21 protein-coding genes and 1 pseudogene are annotated in these 21,550 nt (G+C 73.7%); 11 read left to right on the top strand and 11 right to left on the bottom strand.

Features of this window, described 5'->3' with window-relative positions; translation table 11 throughout:
* Window positions 1–110: 110 nt before the first annotated feature.
* The 4 genes from AB0G32_RS30560 to AB0G32_RS30575 all read right to left on the bottom strand — a co-directional run bounded on the left by AB0G32_RS30560 (window position 111) and on the right by AB0G32_RS30575 (window position 3,046).
* Entirely contained in the window at window positions 111–659 is a 549-nt protein-coding gene (locus tag AB0G32_RS30560; protein WP_361170446.1) for a VanZ family protein, read from the bottom strand.
* A gap of 41 nt (window positions 660–700) precedes the next feature.
* Window positions 701–1,363 carry a DUF4230 domain-containing protein gene (locus AB0G32_RS30565; protein ID WP_361170449.1) on the bottom strand — a complete coding sequence of 221 codons (663 nt, stop codon included), beginning with the start codon at window positions 1,361–1,363 and terminating at the stop codon, window positions 701–703.
* Window positions 1,364–1,592: 229 nt separating this feature from the next.
* The gene (locus AB0G32_RS30570) at window positions 1,593–1,961 is read right to left on the bottom strand and encodes an anti-sigma factor antagonist (RefSeq protein ID WP_361170452.1); all 369 of its coding nucleotides are present in this window, start codon (window positions 1,959–1,961) and stop codon (window positions 1,593–1,595) included.
* A gap of 122 nt (window positions 1,962–2,083) precedes the next feature.
* Window positions 2,084–3,046, bottom strand: a complete 963-nt coding sequence (locus AB0G32_RS30575; protein WP_361170455.1) for an NADP-dependent oxidoreductase — start codon at window positions 3,044–3,046, stop codon at window positions 2,084–2,086.
* A gap of 71 nt (window positions 3,047–3,117) precedes the next feature.
* On the opposite strand from AB0G32_RS30575, the gene AB0G32_RS30580 reads away from it, so the two are divergent.
* Window positions 3,118–4,074 (top strand): helix-turn-helix domain-containing protein, encoded by a 957-nt coding sequence (locus AB0G32_RS30580; protein ID WP_361170458.1) that lies wholly within the window; start codon window positions 3,118–3,120, stop codon window positions 4,072–4,074.
* A 100-nt stretch (window positions 4,075–4,174) separates the two neighbouring features.
* On the top strand, window positions 4,175–4,567 hold the full coding sequence (locus tag AB0G32_RS30585; RefSeq protein ID WP_361170461.1) for a VOC family protein: 393 nt from the start codon (window positions 4,175–4,177) through the stop codon (window positions 4,565–4,567).
* 9 nt (window positions 4,568–4,576) lie between these two features.
* On the opposite strand, the gene AB0G32_RS30590 is transcribed toward AB0G32_RS30585, so the two are convergent.
* Both AB0G32_RS30590 and AB0G32_RS30595 read right to left on the bottom strand, forming a co-directional pair.
* Window positions 4,577–4,879 (bottom strand): DUF4235 domain-containing protein, encoded by a 303-nt coding sequence (locus AB0G32_RS30590; RefSeq protein WP_361170464.1) that lies wholly within the window; start codon window positions 4,877–4,879, stop codon window positions 4,577–4,579.
* A 34-nt stretch (window positions 4,880–4,913) separates the two neighbouring features.
* Window positions 4,914–5,939, bottom strand: a complete 1,026-nt coding sequence (locus tag AB0G32_RS30595; RefSeq protein ID WP_361170467.1) for a glutathione S-transferase C-terminal domain-containing protein — start codon at window positions 5,937–5,939, stop codon at window positions 4,914–4,916.
* Window positions 5,940–6,163: 224 nt separating this feature from the next.
* Between AB0G32_RS30595 and AB0G32_RS30600 the strand changes: the two genes are divergently transcribed.
* The gene (locus AB0G32_RS30600; protein ID WP_361170520.1) at window positions 6,164–7,102 is read left to right on the top strand and encodes a cation diffusion facilitator family transporter; all 939 of its coding nucleotides are present in this window, start codon (window positions 6,164–6,166) and stop codon (window positions 7,100–7,102) included.
* A gap of 75 nt (window positions 7,103–7,177) precedes the next feature.
* On the opposite strand, the gene AB0G32_RS30605 is transcribed toward AB0G32_RS30600, so the two are convergent.
* On the bottom strand, window positions 7,178–7,627 hold the full coding sequence (locus tag AB0G32_RS30605) for a nitroreductase family deazaflavin-dependent oxidoreductase (RefSeq protein WP_361170523.1): 450 nt from the start codon (window positions 7,625–7,627) through the stop codon (window positions 7,178–7,180).
* Window positions 7,628–7,788: 161 nt separating this feature from the next.
* Between AB0G32_RS30605 and AB0G32_RS30610 the strand changes: the two genes are divergently transcribed.
* The 4 genes from AB0G32_RS30610 to AB0G32_RS30625 all read left to right on the top strand — a co-directional run bounded on the left by AB0G32_RS30610 (window position 7,789) and on the right by AB0G32_RS30625 (window position 10,705).
* Complete coding sequence (locus AB0G32_RS30610) at window positions 7,789–8,994, top strand: cytochrome P450 (protein ID WP_361170470.1); 1,206 nt, start codon at window positions 7,789–7,791, stop codon at window positions 8,992–8,994.
* 14 nt (window positions 8,995–9,008) lie between these two features.
* The gene (locus tag AB0G32_RS30615; protein ID WP_361170473.1) at window positions 9,009–9,206 is read left to right on the top strand and encodes a ferredoxin; all 198 of its coding nucleotides are present in this window, start codon (window positions 9,009–9,011) and stop codon (window positions 9,204–9,206) included.
* A gap of 378 nt (window positions 9,207–9,584) precedes the next feature.
* Window positions 9,585–10,414, top strand: a protein-coding gene (locus tag AB0G32_RS30620) for an IS5 family transposase (RefSeq protein WP_361170526.1) whose coding sequence is annotated in 2 segments (ribosomal slippage) — window positions 9,585–9,897 and window positions 9,897–10,414 — 831 coding nt in all. Because the reading frame shifts where the segments join, the coding sequence is not laid out codon by codon here.
* Between the two features lie 33 nt (window positions 10,415–10,447).
* On the top strand, window positions 10,448–10,705 hold the full coding sequence (locus AB0G32_RS30625; protein WP_361170476.1) for a DUF6221 family protein: 258 nt from the start codon (window positions 10,448–10,450) through the stop codon (window positions 10,703–10,705).
* Between the two features lie 11 nt (window positions 10,706–10,716).
* Here the strand turns inward: AB0G32_RS30625 and AB0G32_RS30630 are convergent.
* Window positions 10,717–11,289: pseudogene (locus tag AB0G32_RS30630) on the bottom strand (sigma-70 family RNA polymerase sigma factor); the annotation flags it as partial.
* 76 nt (window positions 11,290–11,365) lie between these two features.
* Here AB0G32_RS30630 and AB0G32_RS30635 point away from each other — a divergent pair.
* Together AB0G32_RS30635 and AB0G32_RS30640 are read left to right on the top strand one after the other, a co-directional pair.
* On the top strand, window positions 11,366–12,040 hold the full coding sequence (locus tag AB0G32_RS30635) for an NAD(P)H-dependent oxidoreductase (protein WP_361170479.1): 675 nt from the start codon (window positions 11,366–11,368) through the stop codon (window positions 12,038–12,040).
* Window positions 12,041–12,053: 13 nt separating this feature from the next.
* A complete protein-coding gene (locus AB0G32_RS30640; RefSeq protein WP_361170482.1) occupies window positions 12,054–12,626 on the top strand; it encodes a flavoprotein in 573 nt (190 codons plus the stop codon).
* Here AB0G32_RS30640 and AB0G32_RS30645 read toward each other — a convergent pair.
* Entirely contained in the window at window positions 12,566–13,429 is an 864-nt protein-coding gene (locus tag AB0G32_RS30645; protein ID WP_361170485.1) for a hypothetical protein, read from the bottom strand. The genes AB0G32_RS30640 and AB0G32_RS30645 overlap by 61 nt on opposite strands.
* A 147-nt stretch (window positions 13,430–13,576) precedes the next feature.
* Here AB0G32_RS30645 and AB0G32_RS30650 point away from each other — a divergent pair, with 147 nt between their 5' ends.
* Window positions 13,577–14,545, top strand: a complete 969-nt coding sequence (locus AB0G32_RS30650) for an aldo/keto reductase (protein WP_361170488.1) — start codon at window positions 13,577–13,579, stop codon at window positions 14,543–14,545.
* A 9-nt stretch (window positions 14,546–14,554) separates the two neighbouring features.
* Here AB0G32_RS30650 and AB0G32_RS30655 read toward each other — a convergent pair whose 3' ends face one another.
* Together AB0G32_RS30655 and AB0G32_RS30660 are read right to left on the bottom strand one after the other, a co-directional pair.
* Window positions 14,555–15,235 (bottom strand): DUF4232 domain-containing protein, encoded by a 681-nt coding sequence (locus AB0G32_RS30655; protein WP_361170491.1) that lies wholly within the window; start codon window positions 15,233–15,235, stop codon window positions 14,555–14,557.
* Window positions 15,236–15,337: 102 nt separating this feature from the next.
* The gene (locus tag AB0G32_RS30660) at window positions 15,338–17,716 is read right to left on the bottom strand and encodes a SpoIIE family protein phosphatase (RefSeq protein WP_361170494.1); all 2,379 of its coding nucleotides are present in this window, start codon (window positions 17,714–17,716) and stop codon (window positions 15,338–15,340) included.
* Window positions 17,717–17,977: 261 nt separating this feature from the next.
* Between AB0G32_RS30660 and AB0G32_RS30665 the strand changes: the two genes are divergently transcribed.
* A complete protein-coding gene (locus AB0G32_RS30665; protein ID WP_361170497.1) occupies window positions 17,978–21,067 on the top strand; it encodes a glycoside hydrolase family 2 TIM barrel-domain containing protein in 3,090 nt (1,029 codons plus the stop codon).
* The last annotated feature ends 483 nt before the right edge of the window (window positions 21,068–21,550 follow it).

Raw genomic sequence — 21,550 nt, forward strand, 5'->3', positions numbered from 1 at the left:
CGAGGTGGGGGGATGAAGGAGATGCCTCCCGATCCAACGGGTGCGGCGCGAGCATGTCAATACTCTGGTACGGACCATTCCGCTTTCCGCGCGCTTCCCCCGCGCTGCGCTCACGCGGGGGAGCGGCGCGCGTGCACCCGGCTCATCCGGCGCCCCAGCAGCAGGTAACCCAGCAGCGCGCCACTGGTGTTGAGGATGACGTCGTCGATGTCGAAGGCCCGCCCGGTCACCATCGAGCCCTGCGCCAGCTCGACGAGCAGCATGACCACGGCGGTCAGCAGCAGCACCCGCAGCGGCCCGCGGGTGCGCGGGGCGACGACCGGCACCAGCACCCCGAACGGCACCCCGAGCAGGATGTTGCCGCCGATCTGCTTGACCGCGTCGCGCAGCGCGGGCTGCCCCAGGTACTCCCGCAGTGAGCGGCCCGGGTGCAGGTTGGTGTGGGTCAGCGCCTCCGAGGCGGGCGAGGGATGCAGGGTGAGCCGGGCCAGTACGACGGCGAAGGCCACCATGAAGACGAACGCGCACAGCGTCGCCAGCAGGCGCAGCGGCCAGGGCACCGCGTGCCGCCGGCGCGGGGCGGACTCGGGTTCGTCCGGCGTCTTCGCGGCGCGCGGGCGCAGCGCGAAACGCGACCGTGGGGCGGCGGCGCGGGTCATGGGGTCCTCCGGTTCTGAGCGGGGCGGGGGCGGGCGGGCACTCACTCCGGGTAGGTGACCCGGACCTCCTTGAAGCCGAGTGAGCGCAGCAGGTTCTCGAGCATCTGGGTGGTGTTGGTCTCGGCGCGTTCGGTCAGCCCGCTCTCCTTCGCGGCGGCACCGATGTGCCGCACCGCGAGCTGCTGGACGGCCTGTTCGCTGTTCGGGTTGTCGGAGAACAGGTCGCCGAGGCGGTCGAGCAGCCCGCGCTGCTTGGAGACGGCGTAGGAGCGCTCGGGGTCCAGGGCGGGCTTGCCGAGCGCGGCGTGCGGCAGCCGGAGGGTGGCGGACGTCCGGTCCTTGTTCACCCGCACGTCGTCGTCGCCGACCTTGCCCAGGTCGACGTAGGCGTCGACCGAGCCGGCGCCGACGTACAGGGTGCGCGAGCCGCGGACCGCGTCCGGCAGGAACTTGGTGTCCTTCTCCAGGTCGACCACGACCTGGAAGTTGCCGGAGGCGGCCTCGAACCGGCTGATGTCCTGGATGGACTCCAGCAGCGCGGGGCCCGTGCGGTCGTGGGTCTCGGTGCCGAACAGGTCCTTCAGGCCCGGGATCACGCTCAGCCGGAGCCCGGCGAACAGCACGACGAGCACCAGTGCGACGGCACCGACGGCCTTGGCCCAGCCGGGTACGCGCCGAGGCAGGCTCCTGTTGGGAGTCGTCATGGCGACGGCCCTCCTTCCTACTCACCACATGCCCACCACTTCCCTTGCCAGACCGGCGAGTTGGCGGACGCCGGGAAGCAGGTGGGCACGGGCGGCGAGCAGGTGCCACTGACCTGCGGCCGGGGCGGGAGGGGGCGCGACGGTGAGATCGGAAGGGACCGCGCGGCAGCCGTCGACGGGCGCCGTCAGGGGCGGGCGCCCGGGGCGCCCGGCGGGTGCGGGCCCGCCGCTACGGCAGTCGCGGTCCGGTCACCACGTCGTCCACCGTCGGGCGCGGCGGCAGCAGCCGGGCCAGGCCGGTGACGCGCAGCACGCGCAGGGTCAGGGCGTGGGTGCACACCAGGTGCAGTTCGCCGCCGCGGTCGAGCACCCGCTGCCTGGCCCGGGTCAGCAGCCGCAGCCCCGAGCAGTCGAAGAACTCGATGCCGCCGAGGTCGAGCACGACCCGGGCCCCGGGGACGCCGGTGGCCCGGTCCAGGAGCGGGGCGATCTCCGTGGCCACGGCGATGTCGATCTCGCCGTGGAACTCCAGCACGGTGTGTCCCCGGTCGTCGTGGACACGCAAGTGCTGGGTGAGCGGTGTGGGATTCTGCCGCACGGTCACATCACCTCCCGCCTGCCTTCCACAGTTTCCCTCATTCGAGGGAATCTGAGCATGTTCGATTGACATATGTCATCGGTTTCTCATGCCCAGCTGGTGAACGGCAGGCGGGCGGCGGCTCAGTCCACGACCAGGACCAGCTTGCCGGTGGTGCGGCCGCGCTCGCCGAGCGTGTGCGCCTCGGCCGCGGCGGCCAGCGGGAAGGTCCGCTCGACGGCGGCCCGCAGCCGGCCCGACTCGGCCAGCGCGGCGATCTCCCGCATCCCGCCCCGGTCGGCGTCGACCAGCATCCGCGCCGCCCGCACGCCGAGCCGCTCCGCCTCCCGGTACAGCTCGTCCGGCCCGACCGGCAGGATCGACACCACGATCCCGCCCGGCCGCAGCACGCCGAGCGAACGGGTCAGCGTGTCCCCGCCGATCGTGTCCAGGACCACGTCGACGTCCTTGACCGCCGCGGCGAAGTCGGTCTCCCGGTAGTCCAGCGGCTCGTCCACGCCGACCGACCGCAGGAAGTCGTGCTTGGCGGCGCTGGCCGTGCCGATCACATGGGCGCCCCGGGCCTTGGCGATCTGCGCCGCCACGTGCCCCACCCCGCCGGCCGCCGCGTGCACCAGCACCCGCTGCCCCGGCCGCACGTCCGCCCGCTCCACCAGCGCCTGCCACGCGGTCAGCGACACCAGCGGCAGCGCGCCGGCCTGTACGTGGTCGAGCCCGGCCGGCTTGTGCCAGAAGCCGCGGGCCGGGGCGGCGACGTACTCGGCGTGGGAGCCGTGCCCGTACGGGTACGACAGCATGCCGAAGACCTCGTCGCCCGGCCGGAACTCCGCGACGCCGATCCCCGCCGCCTCGACCGTGCCGGAGACGTCCCAGCCCAGGACGAACGGCGGCGCGCCGAGGAAGCCGCCGTTCGCGCGGTGCTTCCAGTCGGTGGGGTTGAGACCGGCGGCGCGGACCCGCACCAGGATCTCGTTGGGGCGGGGCGCGGGACGCTCCAGCCGTACTTCCGTCAGCACCTCGGGGCCGCCGAGGGCGTCCTGGCGGATGGCTCGCATGGTGGTCACATCGGTGTTCACATCGCTCATGGTCACCCAGCCTGCCGCTCCCCGCCCGTCCGGGAAATGGCAAGATGGTCATGAACCGTTAAGATCGTGCCATGTCGCACGCGCAGCGCCCGGAACGGGTCGTGGTCCTCGCCCTCGACGGCGTCTACCCCTTCGAACTGGGCATCCCCAGCCGCGTCCTGGGCGCCGCCGACGGCCGGTACGAGGTGCTGACCTGCACCGTCGACGGACGCCCGGTGCGCACCGAGGCGGACTTCACGGTTACCGCCGAGCACGGCCCCGAGGCGCTGGAGACGGCCGGCACGGTGGTGGTCGCCGCCGTCGAGCCGTCCCGGATCAGCGCCGCCCTCACCGACGCGGCCACCGCCGCCCTCGCGCGCGTCCCGCCCACGGCCCGCCTGCTCTCCATCTGCACCGGCGCCTTCGTGCTGGCCGCGGCCGGGCTCCTCGACGGCCGCCGGGCGACCACCCACTGGCAGCTCACCGACGCCTTCCGCCGCAGGTTCCCGCGGGTCACCCTCGACCCGGACGTGCTCTTCGTGCACGACGGCCGCATCCTCACCTCGGCCGGAGCGGCCTCCGGCGTCGACGTCTGCCTGCACCTGATCCGCGAGGACCACGGCAGCGAACTGGCCAACGCCGTCGCCCGGCGCTGCGTCGTCCCGCCGTTCCGGGACGGCGGCCAGGCGCAGTACATCGAACAGCCGGTGCCGGGGACCGGCGCCGCGAGCACCGCCGCCACCCGGACCTGGGCGCTCCAGCGGCTCGACCAGCAGCTGGCCCTCGCGGACCTCGCGGCGCACGCCGGGATGAGCCCGCGCACCTTCGCCCGCCGCTTCCACGACGAGGTGGGCATCAGCCCCGGCCGCTGGCTGATCCAGCAGCGCGTGGCCCGCGCCCGGCACCTGCTGGAGGCCAGCGACCTGCCGGTCGACCGGATCGCCGGGCAGGTCGGCTTCGCCACCGGCGCCTCGCTGCGCCAGCACCTGCACGCCTCGATCGGCGTCTCGCCGGGCGCCTACCGGCGTACGTTCCGCGCGGCCCGCTGACCCCCGGCCCGGCCGACTGAATCGGGCGGGCGCGGATATCAGCTAGGTACAGGGCGGCGGGGCAGCACCGTCCCGCGCCCCGGACCTTCGGAGGAAGAAGATGACACTGGTGAATGCGGGCGTCGTGGTGCTCGACTGTGCCGAGCCCGAGACGCTCGCGGAGTTCTACAAGGAACTGCTCGGTGCCCAGGAGACCGACATCGCCGCCAACCGGATCGAGATCGCGGCGGCCGACGGCTTCCGCATGGCGTTCCGCCGGGACGTCAACGCCACCCCACCGAGCTGGCCCCGTCCCGAGAACTCCCTCCAGGCCCATCTGGACTTCCTGGTCGACGACCTCGACGAGGTCGAACGGGCCATCATCGGGCTCGGCGGGCGTCCCCTGGAGACGAAGGACGCGCCGGGTCCGCTGGAGGAGCGCGGCTTCTCCGACCCGGCGGGCCACTCCTTCACACTGCGCCGCGCCACCTCCACGGCGCCCAAGCAGAACTGAACCCCCGCGTCAGTCCCGGCCGCCCGATCCCTGGACCGGCCAGACCCCGGTGGACCGTTCGATGGCCTTGGCCCCCGAGCGGTCCACCGCGCTGCGCACCGCCGCGAAGATGGCCCCCTGGATCGCGGCGGCCAGCAGGATCTCGCCCCAGCCGCGGTCCGGGTCCAGCGCGTCGGGCGCGTCGTCCTCGTGCCGGATCAGCTTCCACGTCTTCTGGAACGCCAGCCCGGCCAGTGTGCCGCCCGCCCAGCCCAGTACGAAGCCGACCGGCTTGTAGGCCAGCGGGAGCTTCTGCCGCTTCTTCTTTCCCACGGTTCCTCCTCGTTGCGGATTTCTGGTACGCGGATCAGGGCCTGCCGGGCGCCGGTACTTCCTCGCCCGCCGGGACCGGCCCCGGCGGGGTGCCGTCGCCGAACGGCCGGCCGCCCAGCTCCTCGCGGTGGTGCGGGGTGAGCCAGCCGGACAGATCGGGGCCCAGCGGCACGACCCGGGTCGGATTGACGCCCGTGTGCACCTGGTAGTAGTGGCGTTTGATGTGGTCGAAGTCGACGGTGTCGCCGAACCCCGGCGTCTGGAACAGGTCGCGGACGTAGGCCCACAGGACCGGATTCTCCGTCAGCTTCCAGCGGTTGCACTTGAAGTGGCCGTGGTAGACGGCGTCGAACCGGACCAGCGTGGTGAACAGCCGGATGTCCGCCTCCGTGATGGTGTCGCCGACCAGATAGCGCTGCCGCGCGAGGCGCGGGACCAGCAGCTCCAGCCGCCGGAACACACCCGCGCAGGCGGCCTCGTACTCCTCCTGACCGGTGGCGAAGCCCGCCCGGTACACGCCGTTGTTGACGTCGTGGTAGACACCCGCCATCACCTCGTCGATCTCGTCCCGCAGTTTCCCGGGATACAGGTCGGGCGCGCCCGGCCGGTGCAGGGCGGTCCACTCGGTCGCCAGGTCCAGGGTGATCCGCTGGTAGTCGTTGGTGACCAGGGCGCCGCTCGGCACGTCCACGATGGCCGGCACGCTGACCCCGCCCGGATACCCCGTCTCCCGCTTGTCATAGGCCGCACTGAGGAAGCGGATGCCGAGCACCGGGTCGCGGTCGTCCGGATCGAGGGTGAACCGCCAGCTGCGGTCGTCCTGGATGGGGTCGGCGATCGCCAGCGACAGGGCCCGCTCCAGGCCGAGCAGCCGCCGGGAGACCAGCGCCCGGCTCGCCCACGGGCAGGCCCGGCTGACCACCAGCCGGTACCGCCCGGCCGCCACCGGCCAGCCGTCCCGGCCGTCCGCGGTGATCCGGTCCGCGAAATGGCTGCGGGAGCGCTTGAACGCCTTCCTGCCGTACGCGCTGTTGCCGGGCTCCCCGGCGCCCTCGCTCATGGCCCTCTCCTGTCTGCCGCACGGATGCCCTGGTGGACGCGTTCCCAGTTTTCGCCTCCCGGCACGGGCGGGCCACCCGCGAGGGGGTGTGATCCGGGCCGGCCGGGGGCAGTCGGCGAAAGGTGACCGGGACAACTACGCAGCAGACGAGCACACAGCAGCCGACCCCCCGGCCGGGCGAGGGACGCGAACCGGAACACGGCAGTGCCGACCGGCGCACCCGGATCACCGTACTGGTGGCGCTGGCCGCCAACCTGGTGATCGCCGTCGCCAAGGCGGTCGGCGGCGTCATCGCCGGGTCACCGGCCCTGCTGTCGGAGGCGGCGCACTCCGTGGCCGACAGCCTGAACGAGGTGTTCCTGCTCGCCGCCCTGCGCCGCAGCCGCCGCCCGGCCGACCGCCGGCACCCCTTCGGCTACGGCAAGGAACGGTACTTCTGGTCGCTGCTCGCGGCCGTCGGCATCTTCGTCATGGGCGGCTGCTTCTCCGTCTTCCAGGGCATCGAGGCGCTGCGCACCGGCGCCGAGGAGGAACTGAGCGGGTACGTCGCCGGCCTGATCGTGCTCGGCGTCGCCCTGCTGGCCGAGGGCGGCTCGCTGCTGCGGGCCCTGCACCAGGTGCGCCGGCAGGGCGGCGGGCTGAGCGACCCGGCACTGCGCACGGTCGTCGCCGAGGACGGCACCGCGGTGCTCGGCGTGACCCTCGCCATGATCGGCATGGCGCTGCACATGGTCACCGGCCAGGTGGTGTGGGAGGCGTCCGCCTCGCTCGCCATCGGCGCGCTGCTCGGATACGTCGCCTACCGGCTCGGCCGCGACGCCCGCGACCAGCTGATCGGCGAGGCCGCCGACCCCGAGGCCACCGGCCGGATCCGGGCGCTGCTCCAGGCCCAGCCGGAGATCGACAGCGTCGAGGCCCTGTTCACGATGAAGACCGGCCTGGACTCCACCCTGGTGGCCGCCCGGATCGACCTGGTGCCCGGCCTGGACAGCGAGCGGGTCGAGGAGGTCGCCGTCCGCATCAAGCGGTCCCTGGCCCACACCGTGCCGGAGGCGGGGCAGATCTTCCTGGACGTGACGGACGCCCAGGAGGCCCAGGGGGCCGAGGAGGCGGAGGGGGCAGCCGAAAGCCCCGCCGCGACGGGGGAACGCGGCGGGGCCTGACCCTCGGGTGCCCGGCTGCGGCCGGTTCATGCGCGGGCGCGCGAAAGAATCACCGGAGAGATTCCCGGCCGGTGCTCAGGAGCCGTCGGCCGGCTCCAGCACGAACACCGGAATCTCCCGGTCCGTCTTCTGCTGGTAGTCGGCGTAGTCCGGGAACGCCGCGACGGCGCGCTCCCACCACCCGGCCTTCTCCGCGCCGGTGATCTCCCGGGCCGTGAACTCCCGCTTCACCGGCCCGTCCTGGAGCTCCACGTGCGGGTCGGCCTTGATGTTGAAGTACCACACCGGGTGCTTCGGCGCCCCGCCCAGCGAGGCGACCACCGCGTACCGCCCGTCGTGCGCCACCCGCATCAGCGGCGTCTTGCGCAGCTTGCCGCTCTTCGCGCCCCTGGTGGTCAGCAGGATCACCGGCAGCCCGGTGTCCCGCAGGGTCGTGCCCTCGGTGCCGCCGGACCGCTCGTACAGCTCCACCTGCTCCCGCACCCACTGCGTCGGGCTGGGTTCGTACTCGCCCTCAAGAGGCATCTGCATCCGTCCCATCGTCGGTCGTACGGCTCACTGCACCGAGGTCCAACACCACCCGGCACATGATTCATTTCTACCGTGTGCCGCACCCGATCCACGCGAGCCGATCTGGCCGGATGTCGCGTCGCCGCCCGGACCCCCCGGGCATCTAATGGTCTGTCATGCCGGATCCGACCGAACCCGTCGCCTTCCCTCAGGACCGGACCTGCCCCTACCGGCCGCCGGCCGGCTACGACCGGCTGCGCGCCGCCCGGCCGCTGGCCCGCGTCACCCTCTACGACGGCCGCCCGGCCTGGCTGGTCACCGGGCACGCCACCGCCCGCCGGCTGCTGGCCGACCAGCGGCTGTCCACCGACCGCACCCGCCCCGGCTTCCCCGCCACCTCCGCCCGGCTGGCCGGGACCGCCGCCCGGCGCAGCGCGCTGCTGGGCGTCGACGACCCCGAGCACCGGGCCCAACGCCACCAGGTGCTCCCCGAGTTCACCCTGCGGCGGGCCGCCGACCTGCGCCCGCGCATCCAGCGGATCGTCGACGAGCACCTCGACGCGCTGACCGCCCAGGGCCCGCCCGCCGACCTGGTGAGCGCGTTCGCGCTCCCGGTGCCGTCCCGGGTGATCTGCGCGCTGCTCGGCGTCCCCTACGCCGACCACGACTTCTTCCAGGAACAGTCCCGCCGGCTGCTGCGCGGCCCCACCGCCGCCGACGCCCTGGCCGCCCGCGACCGCCTGGCGAAGTACCTCGGCGACCTGGTGGACCTGATGGCCCGCCGGCCCGCCGACGCCGGCGGCACCGGCCTGCTGCACGCGCTGGTGCACCGCCCCGGCCGGGACGCCCCCGGCCGGGACGACCTCGTCGCCCTCGCGATCATCCTGCTGGTCGCGGGCCACGAGACGACCGCCGACATGATCTCCCTGGGCACCTACACCCTGCTCCGCCACCCCGAGCGCCTGGCCGAACTGCGCGCCGACCCCGCCCTGCTGCCGGGCGCCGTCGAGGAGCTGATGCGCACCCTGGCGATCACCGACGGTCTGCTGCGGCTGGCCGTCGCGGACATCGAGACGGACGGGGAGACCATCCGGGCCGGCGACGGTGTCGTCTTCGCCCTCTCCCTGATCAACCGGGACCCGGCGCTCCGCCCCGACCCGGACAGCCTCGACTGGCACCGCCCGGCCCGCCTCCACCTCTCCTTCGGCTCCGGCATCCACCAGTGCCTCGGCCAGCACCTGGCCCGCGCCGAACTGGAGATCGCCCTCGGCACCCTGGTCCGCCGGTTCCCCGCACTGCGCCTGGCCGCCCCGGCGGCGCGGCTCCGCTGGAAACCCGGCGACACGATCCAGGGGATGCTGGAACTCCCCGTGGCCTGGTAGGAAGCTGACGGACCATGCGCATCGACATCGACAAAGACGTCTGCATCGGCGCCGGGCAGTGCGCCCTGACCGCCCCCGACGTGTTCACCCAGGACGACGACGGCTACGGCACCGTCCGCCCCGGCCGCGAGGACGGCGCCGGCAGCCCGCTGGCCCGGGAGGCGGCCCGGGCCTGCCCGGTGAGCGCGGTCACCGTGACGGACCCGGGCTGAGGGAGCTCCAGCACGGACAGCCGCAGGGCGCCCAGCCGGTCCGCGGCGGCCACCACCTCGTACCAGGCGACCCGGCCGTCCCGCACACCGACCCGCAGCACGCACAGCAGCCGCCCCCGGGGCGCCACCGCGAGCCCCGGCCGGCCGTCGACCAGGACGGGCACGGCCTGCCGTGCCCGGTCCCGCAGCAGCACCGTCCCCTCCGCCACCGCCCGCGCGCCCCGCAACTCGGCCGGCACCCCCGGCAACAGCACCGCCGGATCGGCCCGCCGTACGACGTCCGGTGCCAGCAGTGCCAGCAGCGCGCCTAGAGCATGTCTCTTTGATCGGTTGGTCAGTTGATCGGATGTGTCTGTCCGGTTAGTGATCACTGATGCGATGTGGGACCGGATCGAGCCGCTGATGCCGGCTGATCCGGTCCGTGGTCGGCGGTGGACCGATCACTGCCGCACCTTGGAGGCCATCGCGTGGAAGTACCGCACCTGCTCTCCCTGGCGGGACCTGCCGGACGAGCTCGGCCCGTTCCAGACCGCTCACAAACGCCTGATCAGGTGGGCCGTGGACGGCACCTGGGAACGTATCCTCGCCGCAGTTCTAGCAGCAGCCGACGCTGATGCCGACATCGGCTGGACCGTGTCGGTGGACTCCACCGTTTGCCGGGCTCACCAACATGCTGCCGGTACCAGGAAAAAGGGGCGCCGGGCCGGGCCGAACCTGACGACCACGCCCTCGGGCGCTCCCGTGGCGGCTTGAGTACGAAAATCCACCTCGCCAGCGACAGCCGCGCACGGCCCCTGACCCTTCACGTCACAGCAGGCCAGGCGGGCGACGCCCCGGCCTTCGAGACCGTCATGGCCGGCATCCGTGTTCTCAGGAGCGGACCCGGAAGACCCAGAACCCGACCCGATGCCGTTCTGGCGGACCGCGCATATTCATCCCGCGCGATCCGCAATCACCTCCGGCGGCGCGGAATCCATGCTGTCATCCCCCAGCCGTCCGACCAGGTCGGCCACCGGCTGCGGCGAGGCCGCGAGGGAGGCCCCCCACCGGCCTTCGACGCCGAGGACTACAAGCAGCGCAACGCCGTCGAACGGTGTATCAACCGACTCAAGCAGTGGCGCGGCCTGGCCATGCGCACAGACAAGCTCGCCATCGCCTACCAGGCCGCACTCCACCTCGCCGCCATCCTCATCTGGACGGCCGCTTGACCGCCGAAGCACCTTACCCGCGAGGATGGCCACATGGACGATCTTGTGGAGTTCCTCGTCGCACGTATCAATGACGACAACCACGCCTACGCCTACGTGGCCGGCACCCTGGGCGCCGAGGCTCTCCTCGACAGCCACCTCCCCATGCTCGACCTGATCGAGCAACTGGCGAACAACTACAGAGCCATGGACCCCTCGGACTCCCGCTCGGCCGGCCTGGCATACGCGCTGCGAGTCCTTGCCCAGTCATACGCCGAACACCCCGCCTACCAGCAGGAATGGCGCCCATAGCCTTTCAAGGAGACAGTCCCTAGGTCACCGCCGCGCGCGGCGGCCAGGAACGCCTCGACCACCTGCCGGTGGTGCGCCAGCTCGGCGGGCGCCGCCACCGGCGTACCGCGCACCTTGCGGCGGGCCCGGCTGGCGAGCTGCTTCGCGGCCGGCCGGGACCGCTCGACGACGGCCGCGATCCGTTCGAAGTCCACGGCGAACAGGTCGTGCAGCACGAACGCCACCCGCTCGGCCGGCGTCAGCGTGTCCAGCACCACCAGCAGGGCCAGCCCCACCGCGTCGGCCAGCAGCGCCTCGTCCTCCGGTCCGGTGCCCCCGGCCCGCTCGGGCACCCCGGCGCCGTACGGCAGCTCCGGGCGCGCGGCCCGGGCCCGCAGCAGATCCAGACAGAGGCGTGAGACCACGGTCGTCAGCCAGGCGGTGAGATCGTCGATGCCGTCGCCGCCCGCCCGGTCCAGCCGCAGCCACGCCTCCTGCACGGCCTCCTCGGCCTCGGCGGCACAGCCCAGCATCCGGTACGCGACCGCCCACAGCGGCCGCCGCCGCTCCTCGAACCGCCGTGCCAGCTCCTCGGGCCCGTCCATTCGGTCACCTTTTCCCGTCGTGCTCCGTCCCCCGTCCGACAGTCCGACGTAGCCGAGACCGCGAAGGTGACCACCCATGCTGCTGCACATCGACTCCAGCGCCGACACGGCGGCCGACTCGGTGACCCGGGACCTGACGGACCGGTTCGTGACCGAGTGGCGGACCCGGCACCCGGCGGCCGAGGTGTGCCGCCGCGACCTGGCCGCCGACCCGGTGGCGCCGCTGACCGCCGCGTACCCCGCCCTGGGCCGCCGGGTGGAACGCGCCGGCCTCCTGCCGCCGGAGCAGGTGCCCGCCCTGCTCGACGGCCCCGCCGAGGCACGGGAGTGGGCGCTGACCCTGCCCCTGCTGACCGAACTGCGCTCGGCGCACACCGTGCTGCTGGGCGTGCCGATGTACAACTTCTCGGTGCCGGCCCTGCTGAAGGCGTGGATCGACCGGGTGGCCTTCCCGGGCGCGTTCACCGACCCGGACACCGGGGAGAGCCTGCTGCGGGACACCCGCGTGGTGGTGGTCATGGCCCGGGGCGGCGGCTACGGCCCCGGCACCCCCCGGGCCGGCCACGACTTCCAGACTCCGTACCTCAGGGCCTGGCTGACCGCCCTCGGCGTGCGCCCCGCCCACCTCGCCCTGGTCGCCGCCGAACTCACCCGGGTGGACGTGCTCCCGGCCCTTGCCGGCCTGGCGAAGGCCGCCGCCGCCTCCCACGCGGCGGCCCGCGAGACGGTCACCTCCCTGGCCGCCCGCTGAGTACGCTGCCCGGATGACCGAACCGGACCGGGAACCCTTCCTCTACGTGGTCGTCTGCGCCGCCGGGAGCGCCGCGGGCGTCGGTGAGCTGATCGGCGCGGCGCGGCGGCGGGGGTGGGCCGTCGGAGTGATCGCCACCCCGACCGCCGCGCACGACGGCTTCCTCGACCTCGCGGCCGTCGAGGCGCTGACCGGCCGCCCGGTGCGGGCCCGCTCGCGGCGCCCCGGCGAACCGCGCCCGTTCCCCGCGCCGGACGCCGTGCTCGTCGCGCCCGCCACCTTCAACACCCTCAACAAATGGGCCGCCGGCATCGCCGACACCCTGGCCCTGGGCACCCTGTGCGAGGCGTACGGCCTGGGCGTGCCCATCGGCGTGCTGCCCTGCGTGGGCGACGCGCTGGCCGCCCACCCGGCCTACCGGGAGAGCCTCGCCCGGCTGCGCGCGATGGGCGTCCGCTTCGGCGAGCCCGCCGGCACCGGCGACTTCCCCTGGGAGGGTGCCCTGGACCTCGTGGCGCGGCCGGCTCAGGCCCGGTCGCAGCCCACCGCCGGCCCCACCAGCATCCCGCCGGTGAACACCTCCTGACCGCGCGGCATCCAGTACCCCAGCTTCGACACCACCGTCGAACAGGCCCCCTTCAGGGTGACCCGGACCCGCACGGTGGACGGCCGGCCCGGCTGGAGGTCGGTGAGCGCGCAGTCCAGGGAGTGCCTCAGCCGCTCGGTCGACGGGTGCCGGCCCACCAGCGGGTTGACGCAGCGGGCGTCGTCCGTGGCCAGCTCCGCCCCGGAGTCCGCCTCGCCGATCAGACCGAAGCGGGCACTGCCGTCGCCCGCGTCGCTGTCCCGGTGCACGGTGTAGGTGAGCGTGGTGGTGGCGCCCGGCCGCAGCACGCGGTGGTCGACCTCGATCCGGTGGGTGGCGGCCGGCTCGGGAGCGGTGAGGGTCAGCGCCGCGCGTACCGTTCCGCGCAGGTCCACGCCCTCGGGTGCGGAGCGCGCGTGCACGGCCGCGGTGATCTCGTACGTCCCCGGGCCCGGGTAGGCGGCGTCCGCGCCGGGCAGCGCGCCCGAGGCGACCGTCGTCCCGCCCCGGCGCGCGGTCCAGGTCCCCGAGGTCAGACAGCTGTACCGGGTGCCCGTGCCGCTGGTGCAGGTGGCGGGCGCCGACACGGACAGGCCGCGGGGGCCGCCGCCCGCGCACAGGCTGACCGCGACCCGCTGATCGTGCTCGCCGCGCAGGGTGCCGGCCGGGGCGCACAGCGTCGCCGCCGACTCGCCCCCGGGGCGCGGCGCGGGGCCCGGCCGGCCCCAGGCGGACGGGACGAGGGACAGGCACAGCACGGCGGCACCGGCCAGGATCGGGACACTTCTCGGACGGGTCGGCACATCTTCCTCCGGTGGCGAAGCGATGGGATTCTGCGCCGAGGATGCGCGAGCCCGCCCGTACCCGGGCCGCTCCCACGCCGGACGGTCACCTCAAGGCCGTAGGCTCGGCGGGGAAGATCACTCGTCCTGAAGGCGGGAGCGGCAACGATGCAGTACGTGAAGCTCGGTTCGACGGGCCTGGACGTCTCGCGGATCTGTCTGGGGTGCATGACCTACGGCGTGCCCGAGCGGGGCCCGCACGAGTGGACCCTCGACGAGGACGCGTCCCGCCCGCTGATCCGGCAGGCGCTGGAGGCCGGGATCACCTTCTTCGACACGGCCAACGTCTACTCCGACGGCACCAGCGAGGAGATCGTCGGCCGGGCCCTGGCCGAGTTCGCCCGCCGGGACGAGATCGTGCTCGCCACCAAGGTGCACGGCCGGATGCGGCCCGGACCCAACGGCGGCGGCCTGTCCCGCAAGGCGATCATGACCGAGATCGACCACAGCCTGCGCCGGCTGGGCACCGACTACGTGGACCTGTACCAGATCCACCGCTGGGACCCGCACACGCCGGTCGAGGAGACGATGGAGGCGCTGCACGACCTGGTCAAGGCGGGCAAGGTGCGCTATCTCGGGGCCAGTTCGATGTACGCCTGGCAGTTCGCCAAGGCCCAGTACACCGCCGAGCGGCACGGCTGGACCAGGTTCGTCAGCATGCAGAACCACTACAACCTGATCTACCGCGAGGAGGAGCGGGAGATGCTGCCGCTCTGCGCGGACCAGGGCGTGGGCGTACTGCCCTGGAGCCCGCTGGCCCGCGGCCGGCTCACCCGCGACTGGGGCACCGCCACCCGGCGCAGCGAGAGCGACAACTTCGGCGGCAGGCTCTACCAGGAGGGCGACCGCGCCGTCGTCGAGGCGGTCACCCGCATCGCCGGCGAGCGCGGTGAGCCGCGCGCCCGAGTCGCGCTGGCCTGGCTGCTGCGGCAGTCCGCGGTGACCGCGCCGATCGTCGGAGCGAGCCGGCCCGGTCATCTGGAGGACGCGGTGGCGGCGGTCGCGCTGGAGCTGAGCGACAAGGAGGCCGAGGAACTGGAGCGGCCCTACACGCCGCACCCGGTCGTCGGCCACTAGGGCGACGGCTCAGGGGCCGGTGCCGGGGGTCAGGGCGCCGAGGGAGACCTCGGACTCGTTGCCGCCGACCGGGACCTCGCCGGCCTTCCAGGTCACCTCCAGGGCGTCCCGTTCGTCCGGCGGGGTGACCAGCAGGGTCGCCGGGGCGGCGGTGCGCGCGCCGCTGGTGTCCGGGCTGGCGAACGACAGCGGGGCCCAGGCGCTCTGCCCCGGGGGCAGGGTGACGGTGCGCGGTGAGGCGGGGTCGCGCGCCGGGTCCGGGCCGAGCTGCTTGCCGGACGCGTCGGTGAACGCGGCGCCCGGATAGCCGTACAGGGTGCAGGTGCGCGACGAGGTGTTGGTCAGGACCACCGGGAAGTTGCGCTGGCCGGCGCCCGGGTCGACGCGGCCCACCGAGGCCCGCAGCTCGGTGCTGCGGCAGCGTCCGTCGGTGCGCGAGGAGGCCGACGCGGACCCGGCGGTGTCGCTCGGTACGGCGGTCGCCGACGGGCTGTCGGGGACCGCCGTACCGGGCGACGCGGTCCTGGTCCCCGGCGCCGTCGACGAGGTCGCCGTCGCGGCGGTCGACGTGGACCCGTCCGGCGCCGTCCGCGTACCGCTGTCGCCGCCGCAGGCGGTCAGCGCGCCGAGCAGGGCGACCGTGCCCGCGAGCAGCGCCGTCCCGCGCACCGGCCGGTATGTGTTCGCCATCGCTGCCTCACACTCCTGGGGATTCGTCACGACCGGACCCGGGTTCGTTCCGTACGTCCTGTCTGTCCGGATGTCCCGTGCGCGGGGCGCGGAAACCGCCGATCACTCCTCGTCCAGCAGTGCCAGCTCCGCCCAGATCGTCTTGCCCTCGGTGGTGTGCCGGCTGCCCCAGCGCTGGGTGAGCTGGGCGACCAGCAGCAGACCGCGGCCGCCCTCGTCCCAGGTCTTGGCGCGGCGCAGGTGCGGGGCGGTGTGGCTGGTGTCGGACACCTCGCAGATCAGTGTGGTCGCGTCGTGGATCAGCCGGAGCCGGATCGGCGGGGCGCCGTAGCGGATGGCGTTGGTGACCAGTTCGCTCACCACCAGCTCGGTGGTGAACGACGCCTCCGTCAGCGACCAGGCGGCCAGCTGGTCCAGGACCTGCTTGCGGACCGGTGCGACCAGCGCCGGATCGGCGGGGATGTCCCAGGTGGCGACCCGGGACGGGGGCAGGCCCCGGGCGCGGGCCAGCAGCAGCGCCACGTCGTCGGCGGCGCCGCCGGGCGGCAGCAGGGTGCGCAGCACCCGGTCGCAGGTCTGGTCCAGGGTGCCGGACGCGGCCGCCAAGGTCTCGCACAGCAGTGCGATACCGGCGTCGCCGTCCCGCTCCCGGCTCTCGATCAGCCCGTCGGTGTAGAACGCCAGCACCGAGCCCTCGCTCAGGTCCAGCTCGGCCGACTCGAACGGCAGCCCGCCGAGGCCGAGCGGCGGCCCGGAGGGCAGCTCGACCTGCTGGGGCGGTCCGTCCGGCGGGACCAGGACGGGCGGCGGATGGCCGGCCCGGGCCAGCGTGCAGCGCCGGGAGACCGGGTCGTAGACCGCGTACAGGCAGGTGGCGCCGACTTCGCCGGTGCCGTCGCCGCCGGACTCGTCGGACAGCCGGACGACCAGGTCGTCGAGGTGGGTCAGCAGTTCGTCCGGGGCCAGGTCGATGTCGGCGAGGGTGCGCACGGCGGTGCGCAGCCGGCCCATGGTCGCCGACGCCTGGATGCCGTGACCGACCACGTCCCCGACCACCATCGCGACCCGCATCCCGGACAGCGGGATGACGTCGAACCAGTCGCCGCCCACGCCGGCCCGGGCGGCCGGCAGATAGCGGGAGGCGGCCTGCACCGCGGCGGTGGGCGGCAGATGGCGGGGGAGCAGGCTGCGCTGGAGGGTCAGCGTGGTCTCCCGCTCCCGGGAGTAGCGGCGGGCGTTGTCGATGCAGACGGCGGCCCGCGCGCTGACCTCCTCGGCCAGCAGCACGTCGTCGTGGGTGAAGGGCTCCGGACGCCGGAAGCGGGCGAAGACCGCGACCCCGAGGGTGGTGCCGCGGGCCTGGAGGGGGACGGTCATCGTGGAGTGGATGCCGTACTCCTCCACCCGCTGGAAGCGGACCTCGTCCCAGGTCCGCCACAGCTCGGTGTCCCCGGAGGGCACCGCGGCCACGATGGTGCGGCCGGTGACCAGGGACTCGGCCTGCGGGGAGCCGGCCGGGTAGTCGTCGAACCGGCCCGGCTCGGCCACCGCCTCCGGACAGCCCGGGGTGATCGACCGGTGGGCGGCCCGGCGCAGGGAGACCGGCGGCACCGGCTTGCCCGGCTGCTCGCCGCCGTGCTCCCCGGGGTCGAGCAGGTCGACGCTGACGAAGTCGGCCAGCGCCGGGACGCAGACCTGGGCCAGCTCCTGGGCGGTGCGGGTGACGTCGAGCGTGGTGCCGATGCGCACGCTGGCCTCGTTGACCAGCTGGAGCCGCTCCCGGGCCAGGTGCTGCTCGGTGAAGTCGTGGACGCTCACGCAGATGCCGCGGACCCGGCCGTCGGGTCCGGTCAGCCGCGCGACCCGGGCCAGCCACGCCTGGGCGTGCTTCTTGCCGGCGACCCGCTGGAACGTCTCCACCTCGTGCTGCTGACCGGTGGCCAGTACGCGGCGGAGGTTCTCCTCGTACTTGACGTACTCCGGCTCGCTGTCGATGTCGGTGAGCCGCAGCCCGATCAGGTGTTCGGGCGGCAGTATCATCAGGCGGGCCATCGCGTCGTTGACGCCGTACAGGCGCAGCTGTTCGTCGAAGACCAGCATGGCGCAGGGGGACTGGGTCAGCGCCAGGTTGACCAACGGGTCCTGTGCCGGATCCGGCTGTCTTTCCAGGGCCGCGACCGCCAGCCAGCCGTCCGGGTGGCCGTCGTCCGGCCGCCGGCGGTGGGCGAGCACCCGGGTGGACACCAGGTGCCCGTCGCGGTGCCGCAACTTCAGCATGCCGTGCCAGCGTTCGTCGCGGGGACCCGGCAGGGTGCCCTGGCCGCCGCCGGCCAGCAGGTCGGCGGCGGGCCGTCCCACGACCCGTTCCGGCGGGTGGCCGAGCAGCCTGTGCGCCCCCTCGTTCCAGTGCAGTACCACGCCGGTGTCGTCGATGACGGCCCGGGCCGTGGCGGCTTCGTCGTACGGGTTGACCGGGCTCATCGTCGCCACTCCATCGCGCACACTCACAGTGAACGGTGTGTCACTTGGGTTACAGAGTAGTGCGTCACAGGGCCCGTGCGGACCCGAACTGCTGCTGTGCGGCACCCGGTGGGCGCACGGGGCTTTCAACCGGCGCGACGCGTGCGGCACGTGCGGCAGAAGTGCGCCTCCGCCCCCTTGACGGGCTGCTGTGACACATCGACAGAATCTGTTTGTTCACGATCAATTGTGAGTACTTCTGGGTCCTGATGAGGGAGAGCCATGACAGTCACACGCAGATCGGTCCTGATCGCCTCCGCCGCGGCGCCGGCCGCCGGGACGCTGCTGGGCGCACCCGCGGCTTGGGCGGCGGACTTGGCGGGGGACGCTCCGGGCCGCCGGGTCCTCGCCCTGCGCGACGGCTGGCGCTTCACCCTGGCCGATCCGGTGGGCGCCGCCGAACCCGACGCGGCCGCCGCGGCCCCCGGGTACGACGACTCCGCCTGGCGGGAGGTCGCCGTCCCGCACGACTGGAGCATCGAACAGGCGCCCACCACCGAGCACGGCACCACCAGCGGCACCGGCTTCCTGCCGGGCGGCCTCGGCTGGTACCGCCTCTCCTTCACACTGCCGGCCGCGCTCACCGGCAAGCGGATCTCGGTGGAGTTCGACGGCGTCTACATGGACGCGTACGTGTACTGCAACGGCACCGAGGCAGGCCGGCATCCGTACGGGTACACCGGTTTCGCGCTGGACCTCACCGGCCTGGTGCACACCGACGGCGAGACCGAGAACGTCCTCGCGGTCCGGGTCCGCAACCGGCTGCCCAGCAGCCGCTGGTACTCCGGCAGCGGCATCTACCGCGAGGCCCGCCTGGTCGTCACCGAGCCGGTGCACGTGGGCCGCTGGGGCACCCGGGTCACCACCCCCGAGGTCACCGACGAGCGGGCCGTCGTCCGGGTGGCGACCACGGTGGTCAACGCGTCCGGCGCGGCCCGCGAGGTCGAGATCCGCTCCGCGGTCCAGGACCCCGACGGCCGCATTGTGGCCCGCGCCGCCAGCACCGTCACCGTCGGCGCCGACGGGCACACCGAGACCCACGAACTGACCGTCGCCCGGCCCCGCCGCTGGGACTTCGCCACCCCCGACCGGCACACCCTGCGCACCGAACTGCGGGTCGGCGGCCGGACGGTGGACACCTGCGACACCGGGTTCGGCGTCCGCACCTTCCGGATCGACCCCGAGGAGGGCTTCCACCTCAACGGCGTCCACACCAAGCTCAGGGGCGTCGACCTCCACCACGACCTGGGCGCGCTCGGCGCCGCGGTCAGCGCCGACGCGGTCCGCCGCCAGCTGGAGATCATGAAGTCGATGGGCGTCAACGCCCTGCGCACCTCGCACAATCCGCCCGACCCGGCGGTGATCCAAGTCTGCGAGGAACTCGGCATCGTCATGCTGGTCGAGGCCTTCGACTGCTGGCGCACCGGCAAGAACCGCTGGGACTACGGCCGGTTCTTCGACGAGTGGTGCGAGCGGGACGCCGGCGAGATGGTGCGCGCCGCCCGCAACTCGCCCGCCGTGGTGATGTGGTCGATCGGCAACGAGGTCCCCGACTCCACCGCCACCGCCGGTCTGGCCATGGCCGACCGGATCATCGGCGCCATCAAGGCCGCGGACGACACCCGTCCGCTGGTCATCGGCTCCGACAAGTACCGTTCGCTGCCCGCGCGGGGCTCGGCGGCCGACCTGATGCTGGCCAAGCTGGACGGACTCGGCCTCAACTACAACACCGCCAAGTCGGTCGACGCGCTGCACGCCGCCTACCCGCACCTGTTCCTCTTCGAGTCCGAGTCGTCCTCGGAGACCTCCACCCGCGGCACCTACCAGGAGCCCGAACACCTCAACACCGGCGAGAACCACACCCCCGGCAGACGGGCGGCCTCGTCCTACGACAACAACCTGGCGTCCTGGACCATGAGCGGCGAGTACGGCCACAAGAAGGACCGGGACCGCAAGTGGTTCACCGGGCAGTTCCTGTGGTCCGGCATCGACTACATAGGGGAGCCGACGCCGTACGACGTCTTCCCGGTGAAGGCGTCCTTCTTCGGCGCCGTCGACACGGCGGGCTTCCCGAAGGACATGTACCACCTGTTCCGCAGCCAGTGGACCGACGAACCGATGGTCCACCTGCTGCCGGCCACCTGGAACCACGCGGCGGGCGACACCGTCGAGGTGTGGGCCTACGCCAACGTGGACACCGTCGAACTGTTCCTCAACGGCCGCTCGCTCGGCGTCCGGGAGTTCGACCGCAAGAAGACCGTCGACGGTCGCGCCTACCTGGAGACCACCGAGGCCACCGGCGACGACAAGACCTTCACCGGCGGCCCCTACCCCGGCAGTTACACCAGCCCCAACGGCAGCGCGGGCAAGCTCCACCTGACCTGGCGGGTGCGCTACGCGCCGGGCGAGCTGAAGGCCGTCGCCCGCAGGGGCGGGAAGACGGTCGCCACCGATGTGCTGCGCACGGCCGGTGAGCCGTACGCCGTCCGGCTGGCGCCCGACCGGAAGTCCCTGGCGGCGGACGGCCGTGCGCTGGTCTTCGTCACCGCCGACGTGGTCGACCGGCACGGCACGGTGGTGCCCGGCGCCGAGCACCTGATCACCTTCGACGTGGCCGGCGGGTCGATCGCCGGGCTCGACAACGGCCGCCAGGAAAGCGCCGAGCGCTACCAGGCGAGCACCCGCACCGCCTTCCACGGCAAGGCGCTCGCCATCGTCCGGGCCGGCACCCGCGCCGGGACGCTGACGGTGACCGCCCGCGCGGCGGGGCTGCGCACCGGCACGGCCACCGTGCGGGCCGACCGGGCCGCCGACCGCGCCGCCACGCCCGCGCCCGGGTTCGCCCCCGAGCACCCGGCGCCCGTGGCGTACCCGCACGCGGACGCCGGCTACTCCGGCCGCCCCGACACCCTCCCGGCCGCCGTGCTCGACGGGGACCCCGCGACCGGCTGGTCCAACGGCTTCGCCAAGGCGGCCACCGCCCTGCTGCCCGCCTTCAGCGGCGCCCGCCCCGAGGACTGGATCTCGGTCGACTTCGGCCGCACCCGCCGCTTCGACCGGATCGAGGTCTCCTTCACCACCGACGCCACGCACAGCCTGCCCGCCGCCGTCGCGGCCGAGGTGTGGAACGGCCGGGCCTGGCGGCCGGTCGAGGACGCCCGCACCGACTGGGCCACGGCCTCCGACACGCCCACGGCCGTCACCTTCACGCCGGTCCGCGGCTCCCGGGTCCGGCTCACCCTGACCAGCCAGTACCCCGGCGAGGCCCGGGGCGCGGTCCGGATCAGCCGCCTGGCGGCGCCGGCTGCCTGATCGCACTGAGGACGGTCAGGGGGACATGGGGCGAACCGGCTCATGCGCGGGAAACGGTGGACCGGTGCCGCCGTGTCCGTCGCGGCGGCACCCGACCCGTCCCGGTGGACCGTGCACGGCAGGCCGAGCCGGGACGGCCGGTGCCTGCCCTGCCGGGTGACGCGTAGAGCCGGAGCGGCTGGAGCGGCGGGGCCTGGGACCTGCGGGGCCGGCGCCGTCCGCACCGGGCCGGCCGCTCCGGCGCCGCCGGCCCGGTGCGGTCGAGGGCGCTCGTCGGCGACCAGCCGCTGGACGCCCGCGCGGGCACGGCGGTCTTCTCCTCGGCGGGCGAGAAGGTCGCCCGGGGCACGCGCGGGCCGGGCGCCGCCGGACGTGTACGTCCGCCGGCTCCGTCGAGCCGACTCGGGTCGGCGCCCGGCGGGCCGGACGGAAGGCAGTTCCGTCCGGACCGTTGACGCGCTGTCATGCCTCCAACAAACATGG

This window comes from Streptomyces sp. NPDC023723, from assembly GCF_040639815.1.
Taxonomy (GTDB): Bacteria; Actinomycetota; Actinomycetes; order Streptomycetales; family Streptomycetaceae; genus Streptomyces.

What these genes read in the sequence shown, in the direction of transcription:
- AB0G32_RS30560 (WP_361170446.1), bottom strand. Translation starts at nt 659, where the DNA reads ATGACCCGCGCCGCCGCCCCACGGTCGCGTTTCGCGCTGCGCCCGCGC.
- AB0G32_RS30565 (WP_361170449.1), bottom strand. Translation starts at nt 1,363, where the DNA reads ATGACGACTCCCAACAGGAGCCTGCCTCGGCGCGTACCCGGCTGGGCC.
- AB0G32_RS30575 (WP_361170455.1), bottom strand. Translation starts at nt 3,046, where the DNA reads ATGAGCGATGTGAACACCGATGTGACCACCATGCGAGCCATCCGCCAG.
- AB0G32_RS30580 (WP_361170458.1), top strand. Translation starts at nt 3,118, where the DNA reads ATGTCGCACGCGCAGCGCCCGGAACGGGTCGTGGTCCTCGCCCTCGAC.
- AB0G32_RS30585 (WP_361170461.1), top strand. Translation starts at nt 4,175, where the DNA reads ATGACACTGGTGAATGCGGGCGTCGTGGTGCTCGACTGTGCCGAGCCC.
- AB0G32_RS30595 (WP_361170467.1), bottom strand. Translation starts at nt 5,939, where the DNA reads ATGAGCGAGGGCGCCGGGGAGCCCGGCAACAGCGCGTACGGCAGGAAG.
- AB0G32_RS30605 (WP_361170523.1), bottom strand. Translation starts at nt 7,627, where the DNA reads ATGCCTCTTGAGGGCGAGTACGAACCCAGCCCGACGCAGTGGGTGCGG.
- AB0G32_RS30610 (WP_361170470.1), top strand. Translation starts at nt 7,789, where the DNA reads ATGCCGGATCCGACCGAACCCGTCGCCTTCCCTCAGGACCGGACCTGC.
- AB0G32_RS30615 (WP_361170473.1), top strand. Translation starts at nt 9,009, where the DNA reads ATGCGCATCGACATCGACAAAGACGTCTGCATCGGCGCCGGGCAGTGC.
- AB0G32_RS30625 (WP_361170476.1), top strand. Translation starts at nt 10,448, where the DNA reads ATGGACGATCTTGTGGAGTTCCTCGTCGCACGTATCAATGACGACAAC.
- AB0G32_RS30635 (WP_361170479.1), top strand. Translation starts at nt 11,366, where the DNA reads ATGCTGCTGCACATCGACTCCAGCGCCGACACGGCGGCCGACTCGGTG.
- AB0G32_RS30640 (WP_361170482.1), top strand. Translation starts at nt 12,054, where the DNA reads ATGACCGAACCGGACCGGGAACCCTTCCTCTACGTGGTCGTCTGCGCC.
- AB0G32_RS30650 (WP_361170488.1), top strand. Translation starts at nt 13,577, where the DNA reads ATGCAGTACGTGAAGCTCGGTTCGACGGGCCTGGACGTCTCGCGGATC.
- AB0G32_RS30655 (WP_361170491.1), bottom strand. Translation starts at nt 15,235, where the DNA reads ATGGCGAACACATACCGGCCGGTGCGCGGGACGGCGCTGCTCGCGGGC.
- AB0G32_RS30660 (WP_361170494.1), bottom strand. Translation starts at nt 17,716, where the DNA reads ATGAGCCCGGTCAACCCGTACGACGAAGCCGCCACGGCCCGGGCCGTC.
- AB0G32_RS30665 (WP_361170497.1), top strand. Translation starts at nt 17,978, where the DNA reads ATGACAGTCACACGCAGATCGGTCCTGATCGCCTCCGCCGCGGCGCCG.